Source organism: Caballeronia arvi (genome assembly GCF_001544695.2).
GTDB classification, from domain to species: Bacteria; Pseudomonadota; Gammaproteobacteria; order Burkholderiales; family Burkholderiaceae; genus Caballeronia; species Caballeronia arvi.
Genome location: NZ_FCOM02000038.1, coordinates 58,675 through 80,623, shown reverse-complemented (window position 1 = coordinate 80,623; position 21,949 = coordinate 58,675). Strand labels below are relative to the sequence as shown.

Here is a 21,949-nt window from a genome sequence, read left to right as displayed (position 1 = left end):
ACATAAAGCCGGGTGACCGGCCTCTCACTGACCACCAGCGTCGGACCGTAGCCCCTACCGCGCGAGCGGTTTAGTCCTCCGGGCAAATTCAGACGATGGTGGGTAGCGTTGACGGAAGTCACCGAAGGCCGACCGATAAATGCCCGAAAACGGTTAGAAGCGCGAACCAAATCCAAAGCTAAATAAAACCGTCAGTTTTCGGGAAGAAATCGGTCAGCAAGTCACCCCGCCATGCCGATCTACTGTAGCGAGCAACAGACGATGTCAAGGAGGCAAAAGGCAGCATGAATTAATGAGCTTTCGCCTGCGCACTGCCCGAATTCGCGTCTATTCTTCGAAATACCCACCGCGCGACCAGCGCATCGACCCTCCTACAAGGACCATCGAGGGGTTCGCTTTGCCTAGCGAAAACCCCTCTGTCACAGGCCGCAAAGTGATGCGGCCTTTTTCGGAATCAGATCAAGTACAAGGCGACCCACGTTGAGGAAGCCGGACACGCGATATCCATTGGGTTTGCGGGCGGTTTTGCCCGAATTTGCGAGTTGAGACGGCTTGGAGGCGGACACGGACACGATTCTGTGTGCTTCGAATCACGCCGCTTCAGTGCGCATGGACACATCCTTTCAGCACACGAAGCTGGGTACGTTGCATGAAGCCCGACACACCGCGGCCGATTGAACGTGCTTGGGGATGGGGGTATGGGCAGGCCTCAAGGGGCAGCTCATCCCTGTACGGAAGACGAACGGTAGGCGCGACCGGAGAAAGAACAGCGCAAACGAATTACCGAGCAAATGGCCGATGTCGTGCCGTCGCAAGACAGGGCACACAAGCGCAGTGATGCGTTTAGGCCGGCGCGGTAGCCGTAGAAGCGGCAGTCTCAGGTTGGCGCAGCGGAAGCGCGCAACACGTGGCAGCGGCGACAAGGCAAGACACAACGACGAGGAGCTGCGTAAGCAGAGCCGGTCGTGAGTAGAGCCAGCAGGACAGTCGCCTGCGGTTTTCACGCGAAGCGTGAGGACGGCAGCACGCAGCAATACGGAGGGTCGATGCACGTTTCTTCCACGTGCGGGGCTATCGAATGGAATCGCTAAAGGATAGGAAGGCAGGACCCGGCGGGGTACGCGGCGCGCAGCGCGACCGAGACCAGGAGATAGGCTCCCTGAGGCTCTCAACCTGCGGCAACGGGACTTGGAGGGAGAGTTGTTCGCCCGCCCTGGATGAAGGCGAGTACCAGGTGACGATACGGAAGCCTTCGAGCGGATTCGTTCTGCGGCGGCAGATGAGCGCTGGTACGAACCGCCGATCACCGCTGCGCAGTCAGTAGAAAGTCAGAAGAACTTTGGAGAATGAATATGGAAGTGACGTTGAATGTGAAAGCGCTCTTGAACGGCTACCGGCTGCCAGCGGATTTCAAGCGCGAACTCGAGGTTCTGTTTAGGGAAAACGTCAATCGCGTACACAGTCGGACCCGTCTCAGTGCGAAATCACTTTCGGTCAAAACGCAGGGATACCGGTTACAGAAGCTGTGCCGCTCGTTCGAAGAACTCCGGGAGAACGGCTTTGCGCTGCAATCACCATGGTCATTCAAGGAAAAGCACATTCGCTTCCTGGTTAATCTTTGGGTCGGAAAAAAGCAAAGCGGCGGCACGATCGAAAACAAGATTACCTACTTTCGTGCGTTCTCGAATTGGATCGACAAGCCCAATCTCATCGGGACCGCTGGCGACTATGTTGATCGCAAAAAACACGGCCTCGTTCGTTCATATTCCGCTCTTGAGGATAAGTCGTGGGAGGGCAACAACATCGACGTGATAGCAGTCCTCGATGCGATCGCGAAGACAGACCCCGTGGTTGCGATGCAATTGAAGCTGCAGGCGGCATTTGGATTACGTGTCGAGGAAAGCTTTCTTCTGAGGCCAAAAGAGTCGGTCCGCCGCGACGGCCTGCTGAGTGTTACGCGCGGAACCAAGGGCGGCCGAGATCGAGTGGTGCCCATGGAGTTGCAGCTCATTGTGCTCGAAGAGGCTATGAACTACTGCAACACCCTGACTGGCTCAACCATCCCCGACGGGTACACCAAGACGCAATGGAGGAATCACTACTATGACGTGCTCAAGCGGCACGGCGTCACGAAAGCAGGCCTTGGTGTTACCAGTCATGGGATGCGGCACGGGTATCTCCAGCAGATGTACGAGAGGCTCACGGGTGTCGCAGCGCCGATCAAAGGAACCGGCGAAAAGGCCGACGTAAAAACTCATCGGCTGGCGATGCGGCAGGTGGTGGAGGCAGCGGGCCACAGTCGCATAGATAAGGCTAATGCGTACGTCGCCAGATACAACGCCGTCGCCCAACAGAAATCCGCTGCGATTTCCCTGGAAGAGGCGCAAGCTGCAATCGTCAGTGCGAGCGGTGAAAAGAAGGCGGCAGCCAAGCTGCTCGGCGTCTCACGACAAGCCCTTTATCGCATCCTGGGGAGGGAGGAATGTGCCAATAATGGAGGGGGGCGCTAAATGGCACATTTCGAAAATCAAAAAAAGCCTTAAGAATCAGACGATAGGAGAACTTCGCGAAAATCACCAGAGCTACCTGGGTGGCTCTGGTGAGGGGTCCGAGGAACCTTGGATACCGGCTCAATCCAGCAACCACCTCAGCGTCGGGCTCGTCATTGCGTGATAGGTGAGAATCGCACCCAGCGCCAAAACGGTGAAAATCTGTGGCGCGAGTTGAGCACGGAGACGATAGGCGGCACGGATGTATTCGACGGGGGACATACTGTTCTTCCGTTAGCTAAATCTCGGGTCGGCGACCAGAGCTAAGATCAGTATGCCGGCCCTGCCGCCAAGTCAAGCTACCAGCGGTTGCGATCTGGCAGATCGTCGACGGCCAGGTTCACGCTGTTCTCGAAATTGCCTTCGTCGCCGCCCGTGGCGGGAATCCGTGGAAACTGGATTGATGCGATCCCGTCGATGTAGATGCGCCTCGCGAGCTGCTGGAGCTTGCGGTAGCGCGCCGCGTCGTTAAGCACGGGATCGATAGGCCAAAATTCGCTCATCGTGATTTTGCTGTCCGCGATCTTCTTGGCGATCATTCCGAAAATGGGCCCACGCTTTTCCCAGTCGTCTTCGTTGCGGGACAGCAGGTCGATCAGAAACGCAGCATCGACCGCGCTAATTTCCTTCCGAACGAGCTTGAGGAGGTCACCTTCTTTTGCCTTCGGTCGCCGCATACGGGCGTTCCAAATTTCCCCGGCTTGGTCCAGCGCGGCGTGCCGGTCGTTGCCGGTCGCGATCCAAGGCGTTTGCATGCCGCACTCTTCACAGTAGATGCAGCAGACTTTCTCGGTCGGCGCCTCGTAGAGTGAGCGCGCTTCCATGTCGTGCGTGGCCGGTGCGAGGCTTGGGCCGAGGCGAGAAAAGTCTCGCTCAGGTGCTGATGGCCGGCCAATCACTCGTTGGGAAAATCCGAACGCCCAAGCTCCGCCGCAATGGTCGCAGGGAAACAGTTCGTCAGTCATGGCGGGGTCCTAGGGCGTCGAAAGCCGGCGAGGTGAAAAATGTTGGCGGAACGCATTATAGCCAGCGCCGATCCGGCCCCAATCCCCGCCAAAACCCAGCCCTATAGAACGAACAATTATGCCGCGACGCGGTTTGATGCGATCGCGTTGTAGTCCTCGTGACTGACGAGTCGGATCGGCGTGAGAGATGGGGCGTCGAAGAGCAGTCTGTATGATCGGCCGACGGGCACAGACAGAAGCTTACCGGCGGACGATTTCAGAAACTTGCCGTCAAGGGAAAGCGGATGGACGCCGCTGCTGACTCGGGCAAGCAGGTCACGTGCCTCGCGTTGAACGGAGCTCAGGTGCCGCACGATGGTCAGATCGATCGGATCAGTCGAGGTCACACTTCGCTTCACCGCGCGCTTCTCTTCATGCGCGCGTGACTGTTCAGCTTTTCTTTTCTCAGACGCGGCGCAGGTGTGGCAAAACTTGCCCTTGCCATTGTGACCGCAAGCGAACGTCTGTTTCATGGTGCTCTTCCGTCGTTGTTGATGAGCTATTGCACCATTGAACGCTGCTCGGTCAAGTCTCGGTTGGCGGCGCTTTTGAGTCTCTTTCTTAAGTGTCGAGCTCCTCAGACAGTTCGAGGATCCGTGCGCACGCGAGCGCCAAGCGAGTGTTCAGCCGATCGACCTAAGCGAGCGCCAGTCGGTACTGCTCGGAGAGCATCGATAGCGCCCAAAAGGAGCTCAGCATTGCGCCGCAAATGGAACAGACAACAACGCCGCCGTTTGGCTCCAGCTTGATTCGCCGATGCGTGCACTCGCCGTGTGGGCGTTGATTCTGTTCAGCGACGGAGACACGCACGCGAGCAAGACGAATGACTTTACTCATGCGAAGTCGTGCCGCGGGAACTCGTCGTGTAGTCGCCGCGCGAAACCATATCGAGAAAACCGGCCAGTTCGTAGGCGACCTCCATATCAACTTCACACGGGGACGCCTGTTCGGCGGTGCGGCCTGAAACGCATCGTTCTTGTCCAAGACGGGAAGCAGATTGCAGGTGCCGTTGGTTCACTTGATCGTCGGTCGCCTTGATCATGCTGCCGTATTGATAGGACGAGCTTAGGCCAGCGATTCGGCGCTCGGGCAGAGAAGGCGGGAGATAGCCTCATCTCGGCGATAGTGCTGCTCGATCGCATCGAGGTACCGACGAAAACAAATCATTTCTGTGGGGCCAACGGCAACATCGCGATGTGCAAACCGGAGATCCGTCGGCGCTGATGCGTGCTGTTCGAGCGCGCGAGCAGCGGGCTGGTTCGGCAACCACCACCTGTTCCAACGAAACGTGAATGCGAGCCAGCTGCGTGCCGATCGGTCGATTTCCAGCCACGTCGCCTCGAAGTCGAGGATGGCGCCGAGCGTGCTGAAGAAGACCATGCGCAAGTGGTTGTCGTCGGCCGCCTCGACCACGATCTGCTTGCGCCGTTCGTCGACAGGGTCGATCGAGCTGGCCAGGGCGAGTGCCGGATAGCTCACCTGCCAATCCGCATCGCGCGCGATGGCGCGCTTCAGGAAGAAAGAGTTCGAGTTCATGACATTGCTCGGGAGTGGGAATCGCCTTGAACATATCCCGGCGCTTTGCGCTGTCAAGGCGCGGCGACGGGGAGCCGGATCGATTCGAGGGCCGCGGGAGGAATCCATTCCACGCACGGCGTTGCGGCTCGGGCATAGATGGCTTGCTTCTGTGTTTTGCGTGCGAGGTATTGGGCGTTGTCCAGCATGCCGTAGACCTCGACCGCGGTAGGCGTCGAGGTGTCTGTCAACTGAAAATCGGGCAGCGTGTCATCGCCAGGCACCAGACGAAGGGGCTTCTTGAACCTGCGCCGCTCGGCGACAAGCCGGTTCGCCATCGCTACCTCGTAGCTCGAATCACAGGGGATGAAGGTGCTGTTGCACAGTTGAAGCGCCACGTCGACGATTCGCAGGTTTCCCTCCTTATCGCCCTTTCCCAGCGTGCGTTCGATGACGGCCAGCACCACAACCCGCGCGGTCGGGGCGCCGATCTGCGCCCACGCGGATCGGAAAGACTTCGACGCGGCGTCGATGATCGCCTTGGACGCGAAGAGTGTCCGGCTGGTCTGACGCAGCCTCACGACGAATCCAAACTTCGAGTTGTCGACGCTTCGCAGCTCGGCGATGACGATACCGCGTTGGGTGGCTTCAGGCGTCGTGGTGATTCGCGCGAGGAAGCGGTCGAACTCGGCGACGACGGAGGGGCCTTCGCTCTCGTCGTACCTACGCATGACGTGCAGGACGTCTTGCATCGGCTTGCCGTTGAGTTTCCCGTCGCCGAGCGCTGCCAGCAGTTGTGCATTGCATTGGCCCCAACTGCATGCCGGTGCGCCCGTCCAGACGTTCAAGCCTGCTTCGAGCCACACGCGCTGCAGAAATCCGAGGAGGGGTGCACTGCGGCGGGTTGGTCCGGCGCCTGAAAGATTGCTTGCTGATCGGGTAACGCGTTCGACAGTTCGAACGGCCAGCGAAGCGTCGAGCTTTACGTTCAGGCCAGCGGGCGTTTGCCGGATCGCGTCCAGCGAATCAGGGTTCGCGCTATCCGCGCACGGCGCTGCTGCGTGGAAGGAGCATGACTGGGCGTCGTGTCGCGCACCTTCTCAGGCCAACGCGCGAGATGGAAGAGCGCGCCGTAACGCCTCACGACAAGTCGTAGTGGGTTACTGCCCAGGCCAGTCGTGCAGCGACATACGTCATATCCCGGGGAGACCTTGGCGCGCTCGAGTCGCCGCGCGTACCTCGCTGGATTGTCCTGCACCTCTTCGAGCGCGACGGTTATGCCGTCAAAAAATATTTGCGACATGTCTCGCGGCCTCCCGGAGGGTTCGCTGCGCGTCGTTCGCCGGAACCTTGTGGATGTGAGCCCGGGTGCCGAGGAGGTGCGCCACCTCGCGCACGCTCAGGCAGAACTGTTCCGCGTGGTCGCAACTTGGGAACTGAAGTCCGACCGTCGACACGGTATCGGGTGCGGCGTAGTCTCGGGAAAAAGCCGAACCGCTTCCAATCAACGCGTCGATCCAGCTGTCAGGAATGCCGCGCGCAGGGGTCGACGCTGCGCGTGCGCCAGCAGGATCTCTCGTGCAATCTTCGAAGCTAACAACGATCAGATTCATGGTTCGGGTGCAGTTACGCTGCAGTGGGGCGGGTGATGCTCTCAGCGGGAGCGGGGCGATCCAAGGCGCGCCGGCGTTGGCTGGCCGCGAGTTCGTATAGCGCGAGTGCACTCATGATCGTGACGATCGCGTTGAAGCCGCAAGCCGCGAGCAACATCGCCAATCGCTTGTCGTTGGTCGCCAGTTCCTCAGCGCGCGCGTTCTGCGACGTTTCAAGCTCGCGACGCTTTGCCATGAGTGCGGCCTCGAGATCCTTGTCGCCAGTAAAGCCGTATCCCACGACAGCCGCGTGCCGCTCGCCATCGGGGATATGGGCGAGGGCATCGCTCATTCCTTGCATGCGCTCCACGACCACCGTGTTCGCCACGACGCGAACAGCGGAGCGCTGAACAGTGAACTGCTGTGCGACGAAACCAATCGATCCAATCGAGGCGATGGTCGATACGCTAAGAAGAAGGACGGTGGCGAGGTGACTAATTTTCATCGGGTGGAAGGAGGCGTGTCCCTCGGTTATCTCAGGTGGCGATCGTCGTTGTCAGGAGCGAACCACGCGTACGCGGTATTCGTGACCCATAGGTCCGGATGCGATAACCGTCGGCTTGCCCAGCTTCACGGTCGTATCGACCTGCTGACGTTGGCCGCTCGCGTCGAGGAATTCCAGAGAAATACGTGCGGTGTCGTCCGGATTGATCGCCACGACCGTGCTGAGCAGCATGAAGGCGGTTCTTTCGTCACTGGATTGCGAGACGCTTTGCACGCCAAGCGGCCGCGCCTGGTCGATCTGCCTGATCATTTTGCCGGCGCTCATGTCGAACTCCTCGAACCGTATGCGTGTCATCGGTAGCGACGCGGCATCGTGCCATTTCCCGTTCGAGCAGATCACCCGCTGATGAGCAGCGGTTTCGGCAAAAAAGCCGTTGTTTTCGACAGGGCAGGCGGTATCGCCGCTGTGCACGAAGGCCGCTGCGCGCGGCATCGTGGACGCTGCGACATGTGCGATGCTTACTTCACCCACCGTGTTTGTCACGACGATGCTTTGACCATCTGACGCGGTGATTCTCTGCGCCTGAGCCGCGACGGTCGTGTTTTGAAGTTCCAGTGACTGCGCGGGCACCTCCGCATGAGAAGCGAAACCAGCACACGCGGACAATGCGACGAACAGGTTCTTTTTCACTTTCTACCCAATGGTTGGTCGTGGTGTGGGAGCGCGGCATTGACGCGCGGCGCGGATTTATTCTCACCGGCGTCGAAGTCGCTGCGTGCCCGAAAGACGGCTAGATTTGGACGGCTTTCGCGGGCAGCGCAGCAGGCGGATAGTGCTCAAATCGAAAGCAGCTCGTAAGCGATTGGCTGAAAAGCTCGCAAAAAACTGCGTCTTTGTCCCGTGAGAGAGCTACCCAGGTAGCTCCTCTCTGTTTTTCGCCCGTCAACGACCTCCCATCGCGGCCACAAGGTTATGCCCAGAAACTGGGGATAACGATGTGCGGCGCGCGGCGAGAGACGCTATCAAATCCTCCGCTTTTGCGTGAGCGTGGCGCGCGTCGACAGGTATCGTTTCCGAATTACCCGCGCTTCTCGCGCATCGACCTACGGCACGCCGTTTTCGGCAAGCCGCATTTCCAAGTTCCTTTCCCAAACCCGCAGGGGCACGTCCCCCGCGCGGGCGTGCGCCTGCTCATTCCTATGGAGCATCCGCATGTACACCCAGTTGATCGAGCAATTCAAGAACGCTCAAACGGCAGCCGCATCGGCCTACAGCGTTGTCGTTCAAGCCGAACGAGATGCCTTCGGCGATGGCAAGTCCAACTATTCGGCGATGGAAACACGCAGCGAATACAAGGCCGAGCGCGAACTCGAAAAGTTCTGCGCTCGTCTCGTTTCGCGTCTGGTGATGGAGGCCAGTCGCAAGTTCGCGCCGGCGGGCGGCAGAATCGAAATCGATTCGGATCGGGAGGCGGAGCGGTTTGGCCTCGACGCTGGGGAGGCCCTGCGCAAAGGGCATCTTCCTAACCTGGACGGCTTCTGGCAGCACCTCGAACGCACGTTCGGGGGTGATGCTGGCGAGCGGATTGCCTTCGAGCAGGCGGCCAAAGCGATCATCAGCGGCTTCTGGCTCAAGCCCGACACCGAGATCAAACGCACCAGCAGTGCGGTCATCTTGGAAAAGCGTGTTTCGTCCGAAGCATCGTTTCGCTCGAAAGGCGAGCGCGAGGTCAATTACCACTCGCAGTCGTCTGTCGCAGCAACACTTGGTGGGCTGGCGACCTTCGCGGACAAGCATCGCTTCGGTGCGCTTGCGAATCAAGTGCGCAATTTCAGCGTCCATCGTCTGACCTTCTCGACTCGTGAAAAGCTAACTCTCACCGGACTTGAGGTTGTGATGTTCAACGACAAATGGCAGTTCAAGTTCGCGCACGACGTCGGCGACGCACTGTCGATCTTCATCAGCGAGTTCGGTGCCGAGTATCTCGCCTCGCGCGATCGGTACTGATCTTCTCAACCTTCATCTTTTCGACCCGCTTCGGCGGGTCTTTTTATTTCTAGAGGCTTTTCCATGCAGAGAGATCTTTTTTCCTTCGCGCCGGACTGGTACGGGCCGTTGCGTGCGATCAGAAGTCTGGGTTCGCAGGCGCCGTCGATTGCCCACCAGGGCGAACTGGCCGCGGCACGACGCCAGCACCTTGGTCAGTTTTTCACGCCCGACGCGATCGCGGCATTCATGTGGAGCTTCGTGAGCGGCTGGCACATCAAGCGCCGTATTCGTCTGCTCGACAACTCGGTGGGCTCGGGGCGGCTGCTGCAGTATGCGGATCCGGAACGTCACGCCGTGTACGGCATTGACGTGCATGCCGATGTGATCCAGCAGGGTCAAACGGTGTTCGAGGAGGCTGGGTTCGAATGCGAGTTCCGGCAAGCCGGCATGGAAGACATTCATCCGACGCGCTTCGATATCGCGCTCATCAATCCGCCGTTTTCGATGCACCTCGAGTCGCCGCACCTGCAGCCGCTCGAATGCACGACGTGGGGCAGATACGGTGCCAATACTAGTGCATTGAGCCATGACTACAGCGTGCATCAGGCGCTGGAGGCGGCAAACATCGTCGTAGCCTTGCTTCCGATCACCACGGCCGAGGCCATGGTCTCGGGTGAACAGGGCGACACGCTCAAGCGCCGTGCGGCCGGCATATTCGAGCTGCCGCCCGACGCGTTCAAGCTCGAGGGCGCTAACGTTCGCACGGCGGTGGTCGTCTTCGATCGCTATCGGATGCGCCCGTCAGATTTCGTTCGCGTCCTCGTTGACGATCTCTCGAAGCCGGGACCGGATCTCGGGCTTCATTTCGAGGATCGCTCTTTCGGGGAGCCACGCCTGCGGTTGCAGAAGCTGGATGACAGCAAGCCCTTCATCACGCGCGCGGTCACCGGCGACAAGTCGGTGATGATCTCGCACGACGGTAGACGCATTCGCCTCGGCTTCGCTTGTGGTTTCAACGAAGCGATGGTGCTGAATGCGGTTTTCGTGAAGCGGATCTACTCTCGGGGCGGTCATCGACTGCCGCGCGGCTTTCGCTATTCAGGACAGGGCTTACTGGATATGGAAACGTATCTGGTACAGGACGATCCGGTTGCCGCGTTCGATCAACTGCTCACACGGATTCGCAGTGTCGGCGGCGAGCCGCAACTGGCGCCGGGCTTCATGGAGCACTTCCGCAGACGCATGCGGCGCAGCGTGCGGCAGGCAATACCGCTGCGGCATGTTGCATGGACCACCGGAGCGGGGTCGCGGGACGTGGTGAGCGGCACGGCGAAGGAGACCCACAAGGTCGATGCGACGCGATGGGCAAGTCCGCTCATCAAGGCGGGCGATGCTGTCCAGTTTGAACGGGTTGACGACGGACGATATTGGTACGCGCTGCATGGCGTGCCGTATCACCTGTCGGTCGACGAGCTCAACGCGCGGTTCGCGGTGGAGAACGTGAGCGAAGGGTGGGAAGTGGTGCACGAAGGATTGTGCGCGCGCTTTCCCGACCAAGCGGCTGCATTGCGCTCGCGCGTGAAGTCGCTTGGCGTCGATCGATGGCTCGACTGGGAGTTTCAGGTCGACGATCTGGTCGAGACGTTGCTGAAGCCCACCGGTTGCGTGGTCGCCTGGGAGCAAGGTTGCGGCAAGTCGCGGCTCGCGTTGGCGCTGATCCTCGTGTCGTGCGTCAAGCACGGTCTCATCGTTGTCGAGTCCCGCCTGATTGCCGAGATGCTCAACGAGATCGCGCAGTTGCCGATCGCAGCGGAGCAGGTGAAGGTGATCGAGTCCGCGGCGGACCTGACCGATTTGCGACAGTTCAATCTGATCGCCTACGAGCGGCTGCGGATGCCCGTCGACAAGTCGGTTTCAGCACGCGTGACCTATGCGCACCGGCTTCGTCGTCGGATCGGCCTGCTGGTTGCCGACGAGGGCGAACGTCTCGCCAATCCGACGAGCGATCAGAGCCGCGCGCTTTGGGAACTCTCGGCGAGGCGGCGTTTCGTGCTTACAGGGTCGCCGATCCCGAATTACCCCAGGGACGCGTTCGGTTTGATTGCGTTCTCGAGTGGTGACGGAACCGCGGCACAACCCTATGGCTACCGCGTCGGCTACCTGGAGCAGAACTGGATCAACTCGGTGGAGTACGCGATGCGCGGCGTCGATCGATTCAGGGATGACTTCGTGGTGCTGGAGTGGGTGACGTGGCAGTTTGCGGAGAGCCTGCAAGATGGGGCGAAGCGCGAAGTGCCGAAGATCGGCAACCTGCATCGGTACCGGGCGATGTTGGCCCCGCACATCAAGCGCAGGCTTGTCGCTGAGCCGGAGGTGTCGCGCTACATCCAAATCGAACCACCCGAATTCGAGGTGGAAACGGTCGAATGGGATCGCGGGCATCTGGCCGCGTATCTGCGTGCTGCTGACGAGTTCGCCGACTGGTACCGCGATTCGCGCGATGACAAAAAGGCGTGCAACCTCGTGACGATCCTGGCTCGCATTCGTGCCGTGCATTTCGCTGCCAACTTTCCGCAGTTCGGCATGGAGGGCGTCGAGCACGTGGGTGGGCTGACGAGCAAGCAACGCGCGGTGATTGAGCGCATGCGGGCGATCGCGGCGGAAGGCAAGCAAGCCATTGTGTTTGCCGAGAATCCGGGCGTACTCGATCTGCTCGCGCGCGAACTCGATTCGCACGGCGTTCAGACGGTGCCGTTTCATGGCGAGATCCCGATCAAGCGTCGCGTGGCCGATAAGGACAAACGATTCCTGACGGGGTTGGCAACGGGTCTGATGGCGACCAAGGCATCGGGCCGCGCCGGCTACAACCTGCCCAACGCCGACTACATCCTCTTCTACGACCGGTCGTGGACGTGGCGCATCGAGTATCAGGCGATGCGGCGCGCGCTGCGCTGGAACCGGAAGGGGGTGCTGAAGGTGCTGTATTTCCACTTGCCCGGCAGCATCGACGAGTATCAGGACCAGATGGTCGCGCACAAACGTGATGCGACGCAGGCAGGACTGGACTGGGCGACGCCGGAGCTCGACGACGCGACGTTCCTGCACATGGACTCGTTGCTGGATCGCTTTGTCGATGATCTCGCATTGCTCGCCGATAGTACGGCGGGCGACATGCGCAAACTTCTGAAGGAGGCTGCGTGAAAGACTCGAAGGTATCTGTATTGGTCGGCGAGGACGTCGTGACGGTCAAACGCGAAGGCTCGAACCGCGCTGTCATGGCGAAGGTTCTCGGCAAGGTTTCGGTTGATGGCGTCGAAGTAGTGTGCCTGGACCGGCTCGTGCATGAGAGCCACGAGCAGCAGTTCGGCGAGTGGACGCTGGCGGGTGCGGTCACGACGCTCCTGTCGCGGCCGCTGGCGATGCCCATCGCGGTGACTGCGTGATGGACGGCGGCGTCTTCGGATGCCGCTTGACCTCATCCCTTTAATCCAGCCCGGCTTTGTAGCCGGGTTTTTTAAGCCCACGTTCGGAAGAGGTAGCCGGATGGCACAATTCGTAGCCGGGGGGCGTATTCGGCGCCCCGGTCAGAAACGAAGCCTGGACGCCGTCTCGACAGCGGAATAACTCACAGATGACCTTGAACGACTACTCTCAGTTCGACCCCCGAAAGGTTGATCTCAAAGCTTTCTCTAAAGAACAATGGGCGGCGATCGCGCTGTACCGCGAAGCTCGCAGCCAACAACGAAAGTTGCAGATGAGCGCGGTGTTTCTTGCGGTGATTGTCGCAGGTGTTGCCGGCATGAGCGGCATGTTTTCGGAGATCGATCATACTGATCCTGCGTTTTTCAGTTCGCCATGGATTCGCTACGGCATCCCCGGACTCGGGATCTTTTTCGCGGTGGCGGCTGTGGCGCTATCGTTCGTGATTGTGGTCCGAGCGAAGGCTTTCATGCGCGAGTGGCGGGTACCGGAAGATCTCATCAAGGTTCTTGACCGGTACCCCACGGAGAAAATGTAGGAAGAGGCGTGAAGATTTCGGAAAAGCGATCATTCGCGATTTAAGGCGGCATGATTTTGCGAGCTTTATCGAGCGTTCGCGCAAGGTAAACCGCTATCGTTGCGTCATCACCGCGTCTCTGACGCATCGACTCACCGCTGACTTTCGTCGGCCCACGTTGTTCAACCCTTTGGGAACCACTCCCGAAGGGGCAGGTTCCCTCCTTGGAGCCCTGCAATGCAACAACAACCTACACTCGCTCTCAAGCACATTCAGGTCAACGTCAATCCCCGCAAGTATTTCGATCCTGCGGAGATGGAAGAGCTCACCGCGTCCGTGCGCGAGAAAGGCGTCATTCAGCCCGTCATCGTGCGAACGCTCGCTGATGGTGGTTATGCCCTCGTCGCCGGCGGCCGCAGATACAAGGCAGCACTTGCGGCGCACGGCAACGACTACGAGATCCCTGTCGTTGTCCGGGAGATCGATGAAGCCGAAGCCAAGCAGTTGGCCATCATCGAGAATATCCAGCGCGCCGATATGTCGCCGGCGGAAGAAGCGATCGCTGCAGCCGAGCAAGTCGGGCTGTGCAAAGGCGATCGTGACGAAGTCGCGCGTATCTTCGGCTGGTCGCGCGCGACGCTCGACAAACGCCTTGCACTGATGAACTGCAGCACGGCCGTGCTCGATGCGTTGAGCACGCGCCAGATCCTGCTGGGTCACGCCGAGTTGCTGGCGGCGCTCCCCAAAGAGACGCAGGACAGGCTGCTGCCGGTGATCGTGAAGGAAAGCAAGTCGGTCGCGGAGGTCAAGAAAACCATCGAACAGATCGCCTGTTCGTTGGCGGCGGCCATCTTCGACAAGGCTGACTGCGCCGGATGCCCGCACAACTCGTCGACTCAGGGTGAGATGTTCGGCGAATCCATTGGTACGGGAAACTGCACCAACCGCACCTGCTACAACGAGAAGACCGAAAAGATGCTCGACGCGACGGCCACCGGCCTGCGCGACGAATATCCGGTCGTGCGTATCGTGCGTGCGGGCGACAACCACACGCGCGTGCAACTCTCGGTCGACGGTCCGAAAGGCGTGGGCGAAGAGCAGGCGAAGGCGTGTCACGCGTGCCAGAACTACGGCGCGGCAGTGAGTGCGCTGCCTGATTCGATCGGCAAGGTCTACAAGGGCCAGTGCTTCGATACAGTCTGCAACATGAAGAAGGTGGCGGCGCATTTGCAGGCCGTCAAAGCTGCGACGCAGCCGGTGCCTGATTCGAATTCACAGTCGGGTGCGGCGACTGGCAAGTCCAGTGGTAAAGCGGCTCCGATCTCTGCATCGGACGCGAAAGCCACGGGCGCCAATGCCTCCGTGACGGTCGTCTCCGAGTCGGACAAAATCAAGGCTTATCGCGTGGCGTTGTGGCGTAAGGCGCTTCGCCGTGAGGTAGGCGCGGATGCCGCGCTGGCTCAGCGATATCTCGTCGCGATCGCGCTGTCCGATCAGATGCGTTGCGTCGATCAAAAGACGCTCTCGGGCATCTGGGAAAAGCTCACGCAGGAGCAGATTCCGGCGACGGATCTCACGAAAGCCGCTGCCGCTACGGCCGTTGCTGACGATGCGCAACTCGCGCATGCCGTAACCGGCGTGACCGTTGCGGCAATTCAAGGGCTCGACGTTCAGTACCTGACGCGTCTGTGCAAGCACCATGTTCTTGATCTTACGATGCACTGGAAGCTCTGCAAGGAGTTTCTGGAACTGATCACGAAGTCCGAAATGATGGTGATCGCGGATGAACTCGGTATTCGTGCCGCGCTCGGCGAGAACTTCAAGAAGGTTTTCGGCAAGTCTAAGTCCGAAGTCATCGACGCGCTCCTGGCCGTCAAAGACTTCGACTACACGGGGAAGATTCCGAAAGTGCTCAAGTATTAAGCGCGCAGCCTCCGTTGTATCGGGGCAATGCGCATCGACCGGCAGTTCCATTCCATTGCAGACCGCCTTCGGGCGGTCTTTCATTTTTCTCAGGAGTTTTCCATGTTCGTAGCCATTGAATCGCTTCTGCGCAATTGCGCAAAGCTCACGCTGTCGCTGCAAATGAAGGGCGAAGAGATGGTCGTCTGGGTCATGCCGCAAGGCACGGCGAAGGATGCGGCCATGCTGCAACCGCTCGCGCTCACCGCCTCGGCGGGCGAGCTCGATGCGGGCTTCGCCGATGCGCTTGCCGCTTACACGGGCGCGCATGCATCGCTGGCCGAGCAAGTTGCTGCGACCACCGCGATTCTCGAAGCCGCCAAGACGACGCAAGTCGCCAAGGCGACCAAGACGCTCGCGAAGGGCAGCAGCAAGACCGCTTCGCCGGTGTCCGGTAGATCGAGTGAAGGCGACGGCGATGACGATGACAACGGCGACACCGACGAGAACGCGCAAGAGCAAAGCACCGCTCCTGCCGATTCGTCTGCGGTTACCTCGGCATCGACTGAACCGGCCAGCACGGGAACCAACCTCGCATCGCTTTTCGATTAAGGAGCCGTCATGTCCATTTCAGTCGCAAAGCTCACGCGCGAGTTTGTCTACAACGGCGTCACATTCCCCGATCCGGGCGCGACGTTTTCGCCCGACGAAGTTCGCGATCTCTACTGCGCGCAGTATCCGGAGTTGACGACCGCAGCAATCGATGGCCCGACGACGGAAGGCGAGGTAATGCGCTTCACGTTCGTGCGCGCGGCGGGTGCCAAGGGTGCTGCTCAGTTTGACATGCATCCCGAAGCCATCCATGCGTAAGCGCGATTTGCTCAAGGCCTTGTCCGATCCGGACTTGGCCGTTTCACATCAGCAGCCGCCCGACAGGGTGGTTTTTTTTCATGACAAGGAGATAGAGCAATGCTCTTCGATCCTCGTTCGTCTGGTGCAGAGGTCGCTGTCGCAGGAGAATCATGGCAATCGCGATGCAATCGCGCTGCCCGACGTCGACCTGCCCATGATTTTCTGAGCTTGCCGGCCATCGGCTCCGATGTTCATACGCGCGCTGATCTGCTCTGGAACGCAGAGAAAGATGTCGCGGGTCTGATTGCCGCCCAGTTCGACTCGGGCGTCCTTCAGGCACGCGATGTTCCCGAATTCAAGGGAGCGGGCGACGCGCTCGCTCACGGATTTTTTGCGTGGGCTAGGCGTCACACGTCGAAGTGGAAGTGTCTGGACTTCGATTTCGTGCTGTGCGACGTGGCCGCGGTTCGGGAGGTGGCGCAGTATCAAGAGGATGGTGTCGATTTTGAGCCTTCCTCGCCTCTCTATCTCGGCATCGAGATCACCGGCGAAAACATCCTGGAATTCGGCTCACGAGCGGCCGCACTTAGGAAGGTACATCCGCGGCTGGTGACCACCGCGATGCTGCTGATCAATCGAGCTGCCAGCCGTACGGTCTGGATTCGCACGCCGGACGAGTTTCTGTGCGACTTCTCTTCCTGGTTTTGGGAGGGCGATCCGGCCGCGACCGACGAAGAAGCACGCGAGTGCATGACGGAACGATTCGGCGACGACGAGGGGGAGATCGAGCATTACCTTCCTTCCGTCGTGCGCGCCGAGCTTTGTCCAGATGACATGGATGTCTTTCGTTGTAAGCGCTCGCGTGGCGGTAGGCAAAAGCTTGTGCATAAGCACCCGCTTAGCGTTGCTACGCTGCGTCGGCTCCAGCGGCTCACTTATGGTTCAACCCGTCGTGTCTGCCGCGAACTCGAAAGGCTAAGTGTGATGCTTCGCCAAGCGAGTAAGAGTCAGCTGTTCAACTGCGCTTATCAGCCGCGCTGCGCGTATGCGGCGGCGACCTTGACGGTTCAAAACGACAGACGCGTCGGCGAGTTGCTCGATTCGCACTACGAGTATCTGTCCAGCGTCGGCGACGGCACCACGTACTACGGCTTCGTGCCGTTTGCCTCTTCCCCTGACGCCATCCGCAAGCAGTACGCGGACTGGGCCATGGGACTTTCCATTATTGGCCAACTCGATCGCGTCATCGCGTCGCTCGCGGCATAAAACCTGGAGCTTACATATGAAAGGGCTTGATATCGGCTCGGATCGCGTCGACGAACTCGCCGCGACGAGCGCAATTTTGTTGTATGGCCGAGAAGAGCGCAGTGCGGTCTACGGCACCGTTCATCCCGTGCTGCAAGGCAAAGGCGATCGGGCGACGATCGGAGCGGGTCGGCCGATCGAACGCAAGGCGCTGTTCGATTGCCTGCGCGAGCTGGCAGAGCATGCGGCGGCGCCGGCGGAGTTTCTGCCTGAGACGGTGCTGTCCGTGTCGCAGCATGCGGTGATGTGGTGGTGCAGACCGGCGATGCGTCGAGTCTTCTTCGACTGTCCGGAGATCGGGCGGCGCAGTGCGGTCGTGCCGCATCCGGGGTTGGTGTTCCGCGCAGCTTCGAACGGGTTTTCCGTGTACGCGCTGCAGGAGGCCAGCCGGCCAACGCCTAAGTCGAAGCTGCACGAACCGCCTTACTTTAACACCTGGGATTGGGGAAAGATCTGCATCGGCTCGGCCCAGGTTCCTCGGCGCGTCGATGTGGCTTCGATCGCAGGCTGGGAGAGCGGATTCTTCGAGTCCGCGTTCACCCACCCCAATCACGGCGGCAAACGCGTTTCGCATCGCAACGGCGAGTTCGCCTTCTGGAAGGAAATGCTCGACGGCAAGTTTGGCGAGCACTTCCCGAAAGAGGCGCTTGTCCCCATGAACCTTACTCTCGCTGAGCTGATTACCGGCAAACAAGGAGCTTGAATATGAATGCTGGTGAATTGAATGCCGGTGACCTTGCGCTTCAGCGCTCTTTCCCGACCGTGATGGTTCCCCGGCGTGAGCCGGTGGCACCGATGGCTGCGGCCGGTGAGCGGTTGCTCATTGGTGAGAACGGTGTGTTTATCGAGATCGATCTGCCGTGGCTGTCGGTCGTGCGCCGCGTCGCACATTACTCTGTTCCGACCGCAATCCCGTACGGGCAGGTGGTCGAATCGACGGTGCTTCGCTGCGGATCTGTGCCGCCGCATCTGCTCGGCGAGTTCGTCGAGATGGCGCGCGCGGCACACCCGCTGGAAACGGGCGCGTGGGTAGTCTGGAACGTTCAGACCCAGCAATTTCGCCTGGCTCCGGTCAAGGTTCTCGCACAGGGGACCGGTTCGCTCAAATATGAGCGGCCGGCGCTTTCGCCCGATGAACTGAGGGTAATCGACTGCCACTCGCACGGCGCGCATCCGGCGTTTTTCTCGTCGACCGACAACGAAGACGACCGGCATGAGACGAAGTTCGCCTTCGTCGTTGGGAACTGTGCCTCGCCGGTGCCGAGCATGGCCATGCGGCTGTGCGCGAAAGGCATCTTCGAGGACGTCGAGCGTGTGCCAAGCAGTTGGTACGTGTCCGCGCGTCTGAAGGAGGTCGCATGACGACAGCTATCCGTCACGCGCTTCCTTCGCGGATGCTCGAGCGCGCCTGGAACGTGGTCGTGGTCGGCGCCGGTGGTACAGGCAGCGCGGTGCTTCCAAGCCTCGCGCGCTTGCATCACGCGATGGTCGAACTCGGCCACTCGGGCGGAATCGACTGCATGGTGTTCGATGACGACACGGTCAGTCCGACCAACGTCGGCCGACAGGGCTTTTATCCGAACGATGTGGGCGAGTACAAAGCCTCGCTCATCGTCAATCGGCTGAACACGCTGATGGGAACCGACTGGCGAGCGCAGACGCGGCGCTTCGGCGCGAGCGAGACGCTCTACAACGTCGATCTGGTCATCGGTTGCGTGGACACGCGCGCCGCAAGGCATGCGATTGTTCGCGCGGCGGAGCGCTCGGGCGTCTACTACCTTGACTGTGGCAACGATACCGATCGCGGTCAGATCGTGTTGGGGCAGGTCTGCAGCAAGAGTTACACAAAGAAGAATCCGGAACGCCTCCCGCACGTCGGCGAGTTGTTCCCGGAACTCATCAACGCGAAGCTCGATGCGAAAGACGACACACCGTCCTGCTCGATGGCAGAGGCGCTGCGCAAGCAGTCGCTGGTCATCAATCAGGCCATCGCGGTCCAAGCATTCAACATGCTCTGGACCATGTTTCGTACCGGCACGGTGCCGTTCTCGGGCGTGTTCGTGAATCTCGCGACGGGCCGCACGAATCCGATTGCGCTGGACTCGGCCGTATGGGCGCGCTTTGGTTATGAGCCACCGACGACGCCCGTCAAAAAAGCGAGCAAAGGCCGGAAAGCCAAGCTCGCTGCCTAAGTTTAAAAGTGTGTCTGTAAACGATGCTGACTCCAAAAAAGGGTCGGCATTTTTCATGACGTCTGCGCCGCGCTATACGGATAGGCAAGACGTTCTATCAACTTCATCTCAACGGAAAGCAACATGAAAAAATTCAGCAACTTCTTTTGTGGCGGCGCCTCGGCGCGATTCGGCCACGATGTCGCGGGCATTGTCCGCTGTATGTTTTGCGCGCTGATGGCGCTCGCGCTGTCGATGGGACATCGATGGCTCGGCTACGCGCTCCCGCATCAAGTCCTTCGCGCCTTCGAGGCTTACGTCGCGAGCGCCGTGCCTTCGACGTTCGAGCACGCGCTGGCTGCATTCGGCGTGCTGTCGCTTCTGGTTCTGCCGGTATGCTGGACGAACTCGACGACGCGTCAGCGGATGTTGGCCTGCGTCATCGGCGCGGCCGCGTATTTCATGCTGACGACGCTCGGCTGGGACTACCAGCAGTATCGGGCGACGCATGACCCGGCGCAGCTTGCGCAAATGACGGGTGATGTGCTCGGCCTGTTGTCGGCCGCGTTTTGGCTGACGCGGGCGCAGACGGCTCGGTCGATTCATCGCCTCGCCTGACGGCGGGCGCCTCAAGCGGTTTGCGACGGCCGCTTTTTCGTACACCCTTGCGGGGACAGCCCCGCGAGGGCTGCTCCGCGTCTTACCTTGGAGCAAACATGAGTTCTACAATTTTGACGGGCAAACGTGCGGCCGCTTTTCAGAAGGCGGATGGCGAGTGGATTTACGCGTTGTTCGAACGTGGATACGAGTCGAACATCTATCCGCACCGGGACCACTGGTCGGCGGTCGCGCTCGGCAACTATGCCGATGTCATGCGAAAGCTGTTCTCGCACGCGTCGAGTTGCGAAGGGGGCATGGTCAGAAGCAAGGCTGGTTCAATTAAGCCGGAAAACTTCATCACGTCCTGGCAGCGCGAGTTGGCGAGGCCGTTCACACTGCCAGATCAACCAATCACGCTTTCGTCCTCGGCGTCGATGTACTCGGCTGTGCCGGCATTACAGCTTGAGGCAGTCCGGTTGTCGCTGATACGTGCGGGCTTCGAGGCGCAAGCCGACGAGTTAGCGGCAGGCGGTCTTACCGTCTCACTGCACGCGGACATCGACCTCTTACTCTCAATCTACGGCAATCATGGGCCGCTCAGTGTGTGGCGGATACTCAAGGAGTACGACACCGGAACCGTGCAGATCGACGTTCCCGTGCCGCTGGCATCGAAGAAGGCGATAGACCGCATGCCCGAGGTCCGGTGTCATGCGATCGATCGCGATAATCGGTTGATCGCGATCGGCGTCGCGCCGTGGCGGCATGCTGGCTGGCAGTACAACGCTATCGGCTCGTTTATCACGGACGTCGTGTATTCGATCGAGATGGACACGCCGGGATTCGCGAAGAAGGCGATACCAGCGTTTCGTGACACGGTGCGCGCGGCGTCCACGATACCGGCGGCAACTCGAATCACCGTGACGCGATCGCCTGAGGGTGAGGACAAATCGCGTATTCGATCAGCAGGCGAACTGGCACGAAACTCGGGATGGCTGCCGACGGCGACTCCGCGCCGGATGTGTTCAGCTTCGCATTTGGTGATTTGCTCGGGCGGGAAGACACCGACCAGTTGCTTTACGGACTGGGCGTTCTGAGCGATGCCCAGGCACACTGGGACGTTCCAGTAATCCGCGAAGGTGCGGCGCCGGACCCCGTCTTCTTCGCGGCAGACGTTCAACTATCCCTCTGTCTTGCATAACCTTTCGACCAGCGCCACGCTTCCGGACTTCCGGGGCGTGGCGTTTTCTTTTTTTACGACCCCAGCAACAGCGGAGTCATATGCCGGACGAGCGTCAAAAGTACCGTTGGGGGGTTGCCCTTGCTGCAATAAGCATCCATGCCCGCGGCCATGCCTTCGGTTATGACGTCTTCTTCCGGTAGCGAGGTGTGCGCGATGATAGGGACCAGCCGCATGCGCGCGATCTGCCTTATCGAGCGGCTAAGATCAAATCCGTTCTGGATTGGCATCTCGATATCGAGTACGACGATGTGCGGAATCCAGACACCAATGAGCCTGAGGCTCGTGCTTGAGTCGGCGGTTCGAGCCGTGAACCCTTCAGCCTCCAGTACGGCCTGCAGGGCATCCGCGACGTCGCCGTCGTCGTCGACGATCAGAACGCAGATTGGTGGGGTAACAGATGCAAAGGCACGAGTGGTCCATAACGGTGGTGTCGATCGGGCGGTGCTCACGATGTGAACCTCGGACGTTTCTTTATACGGATGTCCGAAACCTGCGCAACGCCCGTTCCTAAGTTCACCCGTGTCAATGGCCCTCGCGTAACTCGTCCAGTGCGAGCTCCACCTCTCGGCGGGCTTCCTCATAGCTCGCGCAGGCACGCGCGGACTGGCGGAGCAATTTCATCCGATGGTCGGTCAAATCCGGAACGGTGATCGACCAGACCCAGCCGCCGGCGTCGTGTCTCACAGAAATTACTTCCGAAGGCTCATCCATGCGCAGCGTCCTCTCGC

Annotated in this window: 24 protein-coding genes and 1 pseudogene; 15 read left to right on the top strand and 10 right to left on the bottom strand. The window is 60.1% G+C overall.

From position 1 onward, the window contains the following. The first annotated feature begins 1,352 nt into the window (after positions 1-1,352). Positions 1,353-2,510: an integrase domain-containing protein gene (locus AWB74_RS30295; RefSeq protein WP_061150326.1), complete on the top strand. Its 1,158-nt coding sequence runs from the start codon at positions 1,353-1,355 to the stop codon at positions 2,508-2,510. A gap of 338 nt (positions 2,511-2,848) precedes the next feature. Here the strand turns inward: AWB74_RS30295 and AWB74_RS30285 are convergent, their stop codons facing one another. From AWB74_RS30285 to AWB74_RS30255, 8 genes and pseudogenes are all read right to left on the bottom strand, one after another. Then, positions 2,849-3,514, bottom strand: coding sequence for a Lar family restriction alleviation protein (locus AWB74_RS30285; protein ID WP_087039294.1), 666 nt, complete (start codon positions 3,512-3,514; stop codon positions 2,849-2,851). Between the two features lie 116 nt (positions 3,515-3,630). Continuing rightward, positions 3,631-4,026 carry a DUF7682 family zinc-binding protein gene (locus AWB74_RS30280; RefSeq protein ID WP_061150315.1) on the bottom strand — a complete coding sequence of 132 codons (396 nt, stop codon included), beginning with the start codon at positions 4,024-4,026 and terminating at the stop codon, positions 3,631-3,633. A 356-nt stretch (positions 4,027-4,382) separates the two neighbouring features. Further along, positions 4,383-4,595 carry a hypothetical protein gene (locus AWB74_RS45820; RefSeq protein WP_143749334.1) on the bottom strand — a complete coding sequence of 71 codons (213 nt, stop codon included), beginning with the start codon at positions 4,593-4,595 and terminating at the stop codon, positions 4,383-4,385. A gap of 23 nt (positions 4,596-4,618) precedes the next feature. Then, positions 4,619-5,089, bottom strand: a complete 471-nt coding sequence (locus AWB74_RS30270; protein ID WP_235024736.1) for a hypothetical protein — start codon at positions 5,087-5,089, stop codon at positions 4,619-4,621. 53 nt (positions 5,090-5,142) lie between these two features. Continuing rightward, positions 5,143-6,105: pseudogene (locus AWB74_RS30265) on the bottom strand (DUF1173 family protein); the annotation flags it as partial. A 246-nt stretch (positions 6,106-6,351) separates the two neighbouring features. Continuing rightward, entirely contained in the window at positions 6,352-6,681 is a 330-nt protein-coding gene (locus AWB74_RS45815; RefSeq protein WP_143749333.1) for a hypothetical protein, read from the bottom strand. A 13-nt stretch (positions 6,682-6,694) separates the two neighbouring features. Beyond that, a complete protein-coding gene (locus AWB74_RS30260) occupies positions 6,695-7,165 on the bottom strand; it encodes a hypothetical protein (RefSeq protein ID WP_061150314.1) in 471 nt (156 codons plus the stop codon). A 51-nt stretch (positions 7,166-7,216) separates the two neighbouring features. After that, positions 7,217-7,855, bottom strand: coding sequence for a hypothetical protein (locus AWB74_RS30255; protein WP_143749332.1), 639 nt, complete (start codon positions 7,853-7,855; stop codon positions 7,217-7,219). Between the two features lie 522 nt (positions 7,856-8,377). Here AWB74_RS30255 and AWB74_RS30250 point away from each other — a divergent pair. From AWB74_RS30250 to AWB74_RS30190, 14 genes are all read left to right on the top strand, one after another. Next, complete coding sequence (locus AWB74_RS30250) at positions 8,378-9,172, top strand: hypothetical protein (protein ID WP_061150312.1); 795 nt, start codon at positions 8,378-8,380, stop codon at positions 9,170-9,172. Between the two features lie 63 nt (positions 9,173-9,235). Then, positions 9,236-12,355 carry an SNF2-related protein gene (locus AWB74_RS30245; protein WP_061150311.1) on the top strand — a complete coding sequence of 1,040 codons (3,120 nt, stop codon included), beginning with the start codon at positions 9,236-9,238 and terminating at the stop codon, positions 12,353-12,355. Continuing rightward, positions 12,352-12,597: a hypothetical protein gene (locus tag AWB74_RS30240; protein ID WP_061150310.1), complete on the top strand. Its 246-nt coding sequence runs from the start codon at positions 12,352-12,354 to the stop codon at positions 12,595-12,597. The genes AWB74_RS30245 and AWB74_RS30240 overlap by 4 nt, the downstream gene beginning before the upstream one ends. A 188-nt stretch (positions 12,598-12,785) precedes the next feature. Next, a complete protein-coding gene (locus AWB74_RS30235) occupies positions 12,786-13,172 on the top strand; it encodes a hypothetical protein (protein ID WP_061150309.1) in 387 nt (128 codons plus the stop codon). Between the two features lie 216 nt (positions 13,173-13,388). Next, the gene (locus AWB74_RS30230) at positions 13,389-15,074 is read left to right on the top strand and encodes a PRTRC system ParB family protein (protein WP_061150308.1); all 1,686 of its coding nucleotides are present in this window, start codon (positions 13,389-13,391) and stop codon (positions 15,072-15,074) included. 102 nt (positions 15,075-15,176) lie between these two features. After that, the gene (locus AWB74_RS30225) at positions 15,177-15,665 is read left to right on the top strand and encodes a PRTRC system protein E (protein WP_061150307.1); all 489 of its coding nucleotides are present in this window, start codon (positions 15,177-15,179) and stop codon (positions 15,663-15,665) included. Between the two features lie 9 nt (positions 15,666-15,674). Beyond that, on the top strand, positions 15,675-15,923 hold the full coding sequence (locus AWB74_RS30220; protein WP_061150306.1) for a PRTRC system protein C: 249 nt from the start codon (positions 15,675-15,677) through the stop codon (positions 15,921-15,923). Continuing rightward, a complete protein-coding gene (locus tag AWB74_RS47435; protein WP_061150305.1) occupies positions 15,916-16,131 on the top strand; it encodes a hypothetical protein in 216 nt (71 codons plus the stop codon). The genes AWB74_RS30220 and AWB74_RS47435 overlap by 8 nt, the downstream gene beginning before the upstream one ends. 2 nt (positions 16,132-16,133) lie before the next feature. After that, positions 16,134-17,171, top strand: coding sequence for a PRTRC system protein F (locus AWB74_RS30215; RefSeq protein ID WP_061150304.1), 1,038 nt, complete (start codon positions 16,134-16,136; stop codon positions 17,169-17,171). A 16-nt stretch (positions 17,172-17,187) separates the two neighbouring features. Then, positions 17,188-17,913: a PRTRC system protein B gene (locus AWB74_RS30210; protein WP_061150303.1), complete on the top strand. Its 726-nt coding sequence runs from the start codon at positions 17,188-17,190 to the stop codon at positions 17,911-17,913. Between the two features lie 2 nt (positions 17,914-17,915). Further along, positions 17,916-18,572: a PRTRC system protein A gene (locus AWB74_RS30205; RefSeq protein ID WP_087039292.1), complete on the top strand. Its 657-nt coding sequence runs from the start codon at positions 17,916-17,918 to the stop codon at positions 18,570-18,572. Beyond that, complete coding sequence (locus AWB74_RS30200; protein ID WP_061150302.1) at positions 18,569-19,402, top strand: PRTRC system ThiF family protein; 834 nt, start codon at positions 18,569-18,571, stop codon at positions 19,400-19,402. Before AWB74_RS30205 ends, AWB74_RS30200 begins: the two co-directional genes overlap by 4 nt. A gap of 123 nt (positions 19,403-19,525) precedes the next feature. Beyond that, the gene (locus tag AWB74_RS30195) at positions 19,526-19,999 is read left to right on the top strand and encodes a hypothetical protein (protein ID WP_143749331.1); all 474 of its coding nucleotides are present in this window, start codon (positions 19,526-19,528) and stop codon (positions 19,997-19,999) included. 98 nt (positions 20,000-20,097) lie between these two features. Next, a complete protein-coding gene (locus AWB74_RS30190) occupies positions 20,098-21,075 on the top strand; it encodes a hypothetical protein (RefSeq protein ID WP_061150300.1) in 978 nt (325 codons plus the stop codon). Positions 21,076-21,232: 157 nt separating this feature from the next. On the opposite strand, the gene AWB74_RS30185 is transcribed toward AWB74_RS30190, so the two are convergent. After that, a complete protein-coding gene (locus AWB74_RS30185; protein ID WP_160110327.1) occupies positions 21,233-21,670 on the bottom strand; it encodes a response regulator in 438 nt (145 codons plus the stop codon). Positions 21,671-21,743: 73 nt separating this feature from the next. After that, positions 21,744-21,932, bottom strand: coding sequence for a hypothetical protein (locus AWB74_RS46510; RefSeq protein ID WP_160110326.1), 189 nt, complete (start codon positions 21,930-21,932; stop codon positions 21,744-21,746). Between the last annotated feature and the right edge of the window lie 17 nt (positions 21,933-21,949).

Excerpts from the sequence above, each read along its gene's own strand:
- AWB74_RS30210 (WP_061150303.1), top strand. The coding sequence starts at position 17,188 with ATGAAAGGGCTTGATATCGGCTCGGATCGCGTCGACGAACTCGCCGCG.
- AWB74_RS30205 (WP_087039292.1), top strand. The coding sequence starts at position 17,916 with ATGAATGCTGGTGAATTGAATGCCGGTGACCTTGCGCTTCAGCGCTCT.
- AWB74_RS47435 (WP_061150305.1), top strand. The coding sequence starts at position 15,916 with ATGCGTAAGCGCGATTTGCTCAAGGCCTTGTCCGATCCGGACTTGGCC.
- AWB74_RS30295 (WP_061150326.1), top strand. The coding sequence starts at position 1,353 with ATGGAAGTGACGTTGAATGTGAAAGCGCTCTTGAACGGCTACCGGCTG.
- AWB74_RS30225 (WP_061150307.1), top strand. The coding sequence starts at position 15,177 with ATGTTCGTAGCCATTGAATCGCTTCTGCGCAATTGCGCAAAGCTCACG.
- AWB74_RS45815 (WP_143749333.1), bottom strand. The coding sequence starts at position 6,681 with ATGAATCTGATCGTTGTTAGCTTCGAAGATTGCACGAGAGATCCTGCT.
- AWB74_RS30200 (WP_061150302.1), top strand. The coding sequence starts at position 18,569 with ATGACGACAGCTATCCGTCACGCGCTTCCTTCGCGGATGCTCGAGCGC.
- AWB74_RS30195 (WP_143749331.1), top strand. The coding sequence starts at position 19,526 with ATGAAAAAATTCAGCAACTTCTTTTGTGGCGGCGCCTCGGCGCGATTC.
- AWB74_RS30285 (WP_087039294.1), bottom strand. The coding sequence starts at position 3,514 with ATGACTGACGAACTGTTTCCCTGCGACCATTGCGGCGGAGCTTGGGCG.
- AWB74_RS30280 (WP_061150315.1), bottom strand. The coding sequence starts at position 4,026 with ATGAAACAGACGTTCGCTTGCGGTCACAATGGCAAGGGCAAGTTTTGC.
- AWB74_RS30220 (WP_061150306.1), top strand. The coding sequence starts at position 15,675 with ATGTCCATTTCAGTCGCAAAGCTCACGCGCGAGTTTGTCTACAACGGC.
- AWB74_RS45820 (WP_143749334.1), bottom strand. The coding sequence starts at position 4,595 with ATGATCAAGGCGACCGACGATCAAGTGAACCAACGGCACCTGCAATCT.
- AWB74_RS30245 (WP_061150311.1), top strand. The coding sequence starts at position 9,236 with ATGCAGAGAGATCTTTTTTCCTTCGCGCCGGACTGGTACGGGCCGTTG.
- AWB74_RS30260 (WP_061150314.1), bottom strand. The coding sequence starts at position 7,165 with ATGAAAATTAGTCACCTCGCCACCGTCCTTCTTCTTAGCGTATCGACC.
- AWB74_RS30230 (WP_061150308.1), top strand. The coding sequence starts at position 13,389 with ATGCAACAACAACCTACACTCGCTCTCAAGCACATTCAGGTCAACGTC.
- AWB74_RS30250 (WP_061150312.1), top strand. The coding sequence starts at position 8,378 with ATGTACACCCAGTTGATCGAGCAATTCAAGAACGCTCAAACGGCAGCC.
- AWB74_RS46510 (WP_160110326.1), bottom strand. The coding sequence starts at position 21,932 with ATGGATGAGCCTTCGGAAGTAATTTCTGTGAGACACGACGCCGGCGGC.
- AWB74_RS30235 (WP_061150309.1), top strand. The coding sequence starts at position 12,786 with ATGACCTTGAACGACTACTCTCAGTTCGACCCCCGAAAGGTTGATCTC.
- AWB74_RS30190 (WP_061150300.1), top strand. The coding sequence starts at position 20,098 with ATGAGTTCTACAATTTTGACGGGCAAACGTGCGGCCGCTTTTCAGAAG.
- AWB74_RS30270 (WP_235024736.1), bottom strand. The coding sequence starts at position 5,089 with ATGAACTCGAACTCTTTCTTCCTGAAGCGCGCCATCGCGCGCGATGCG.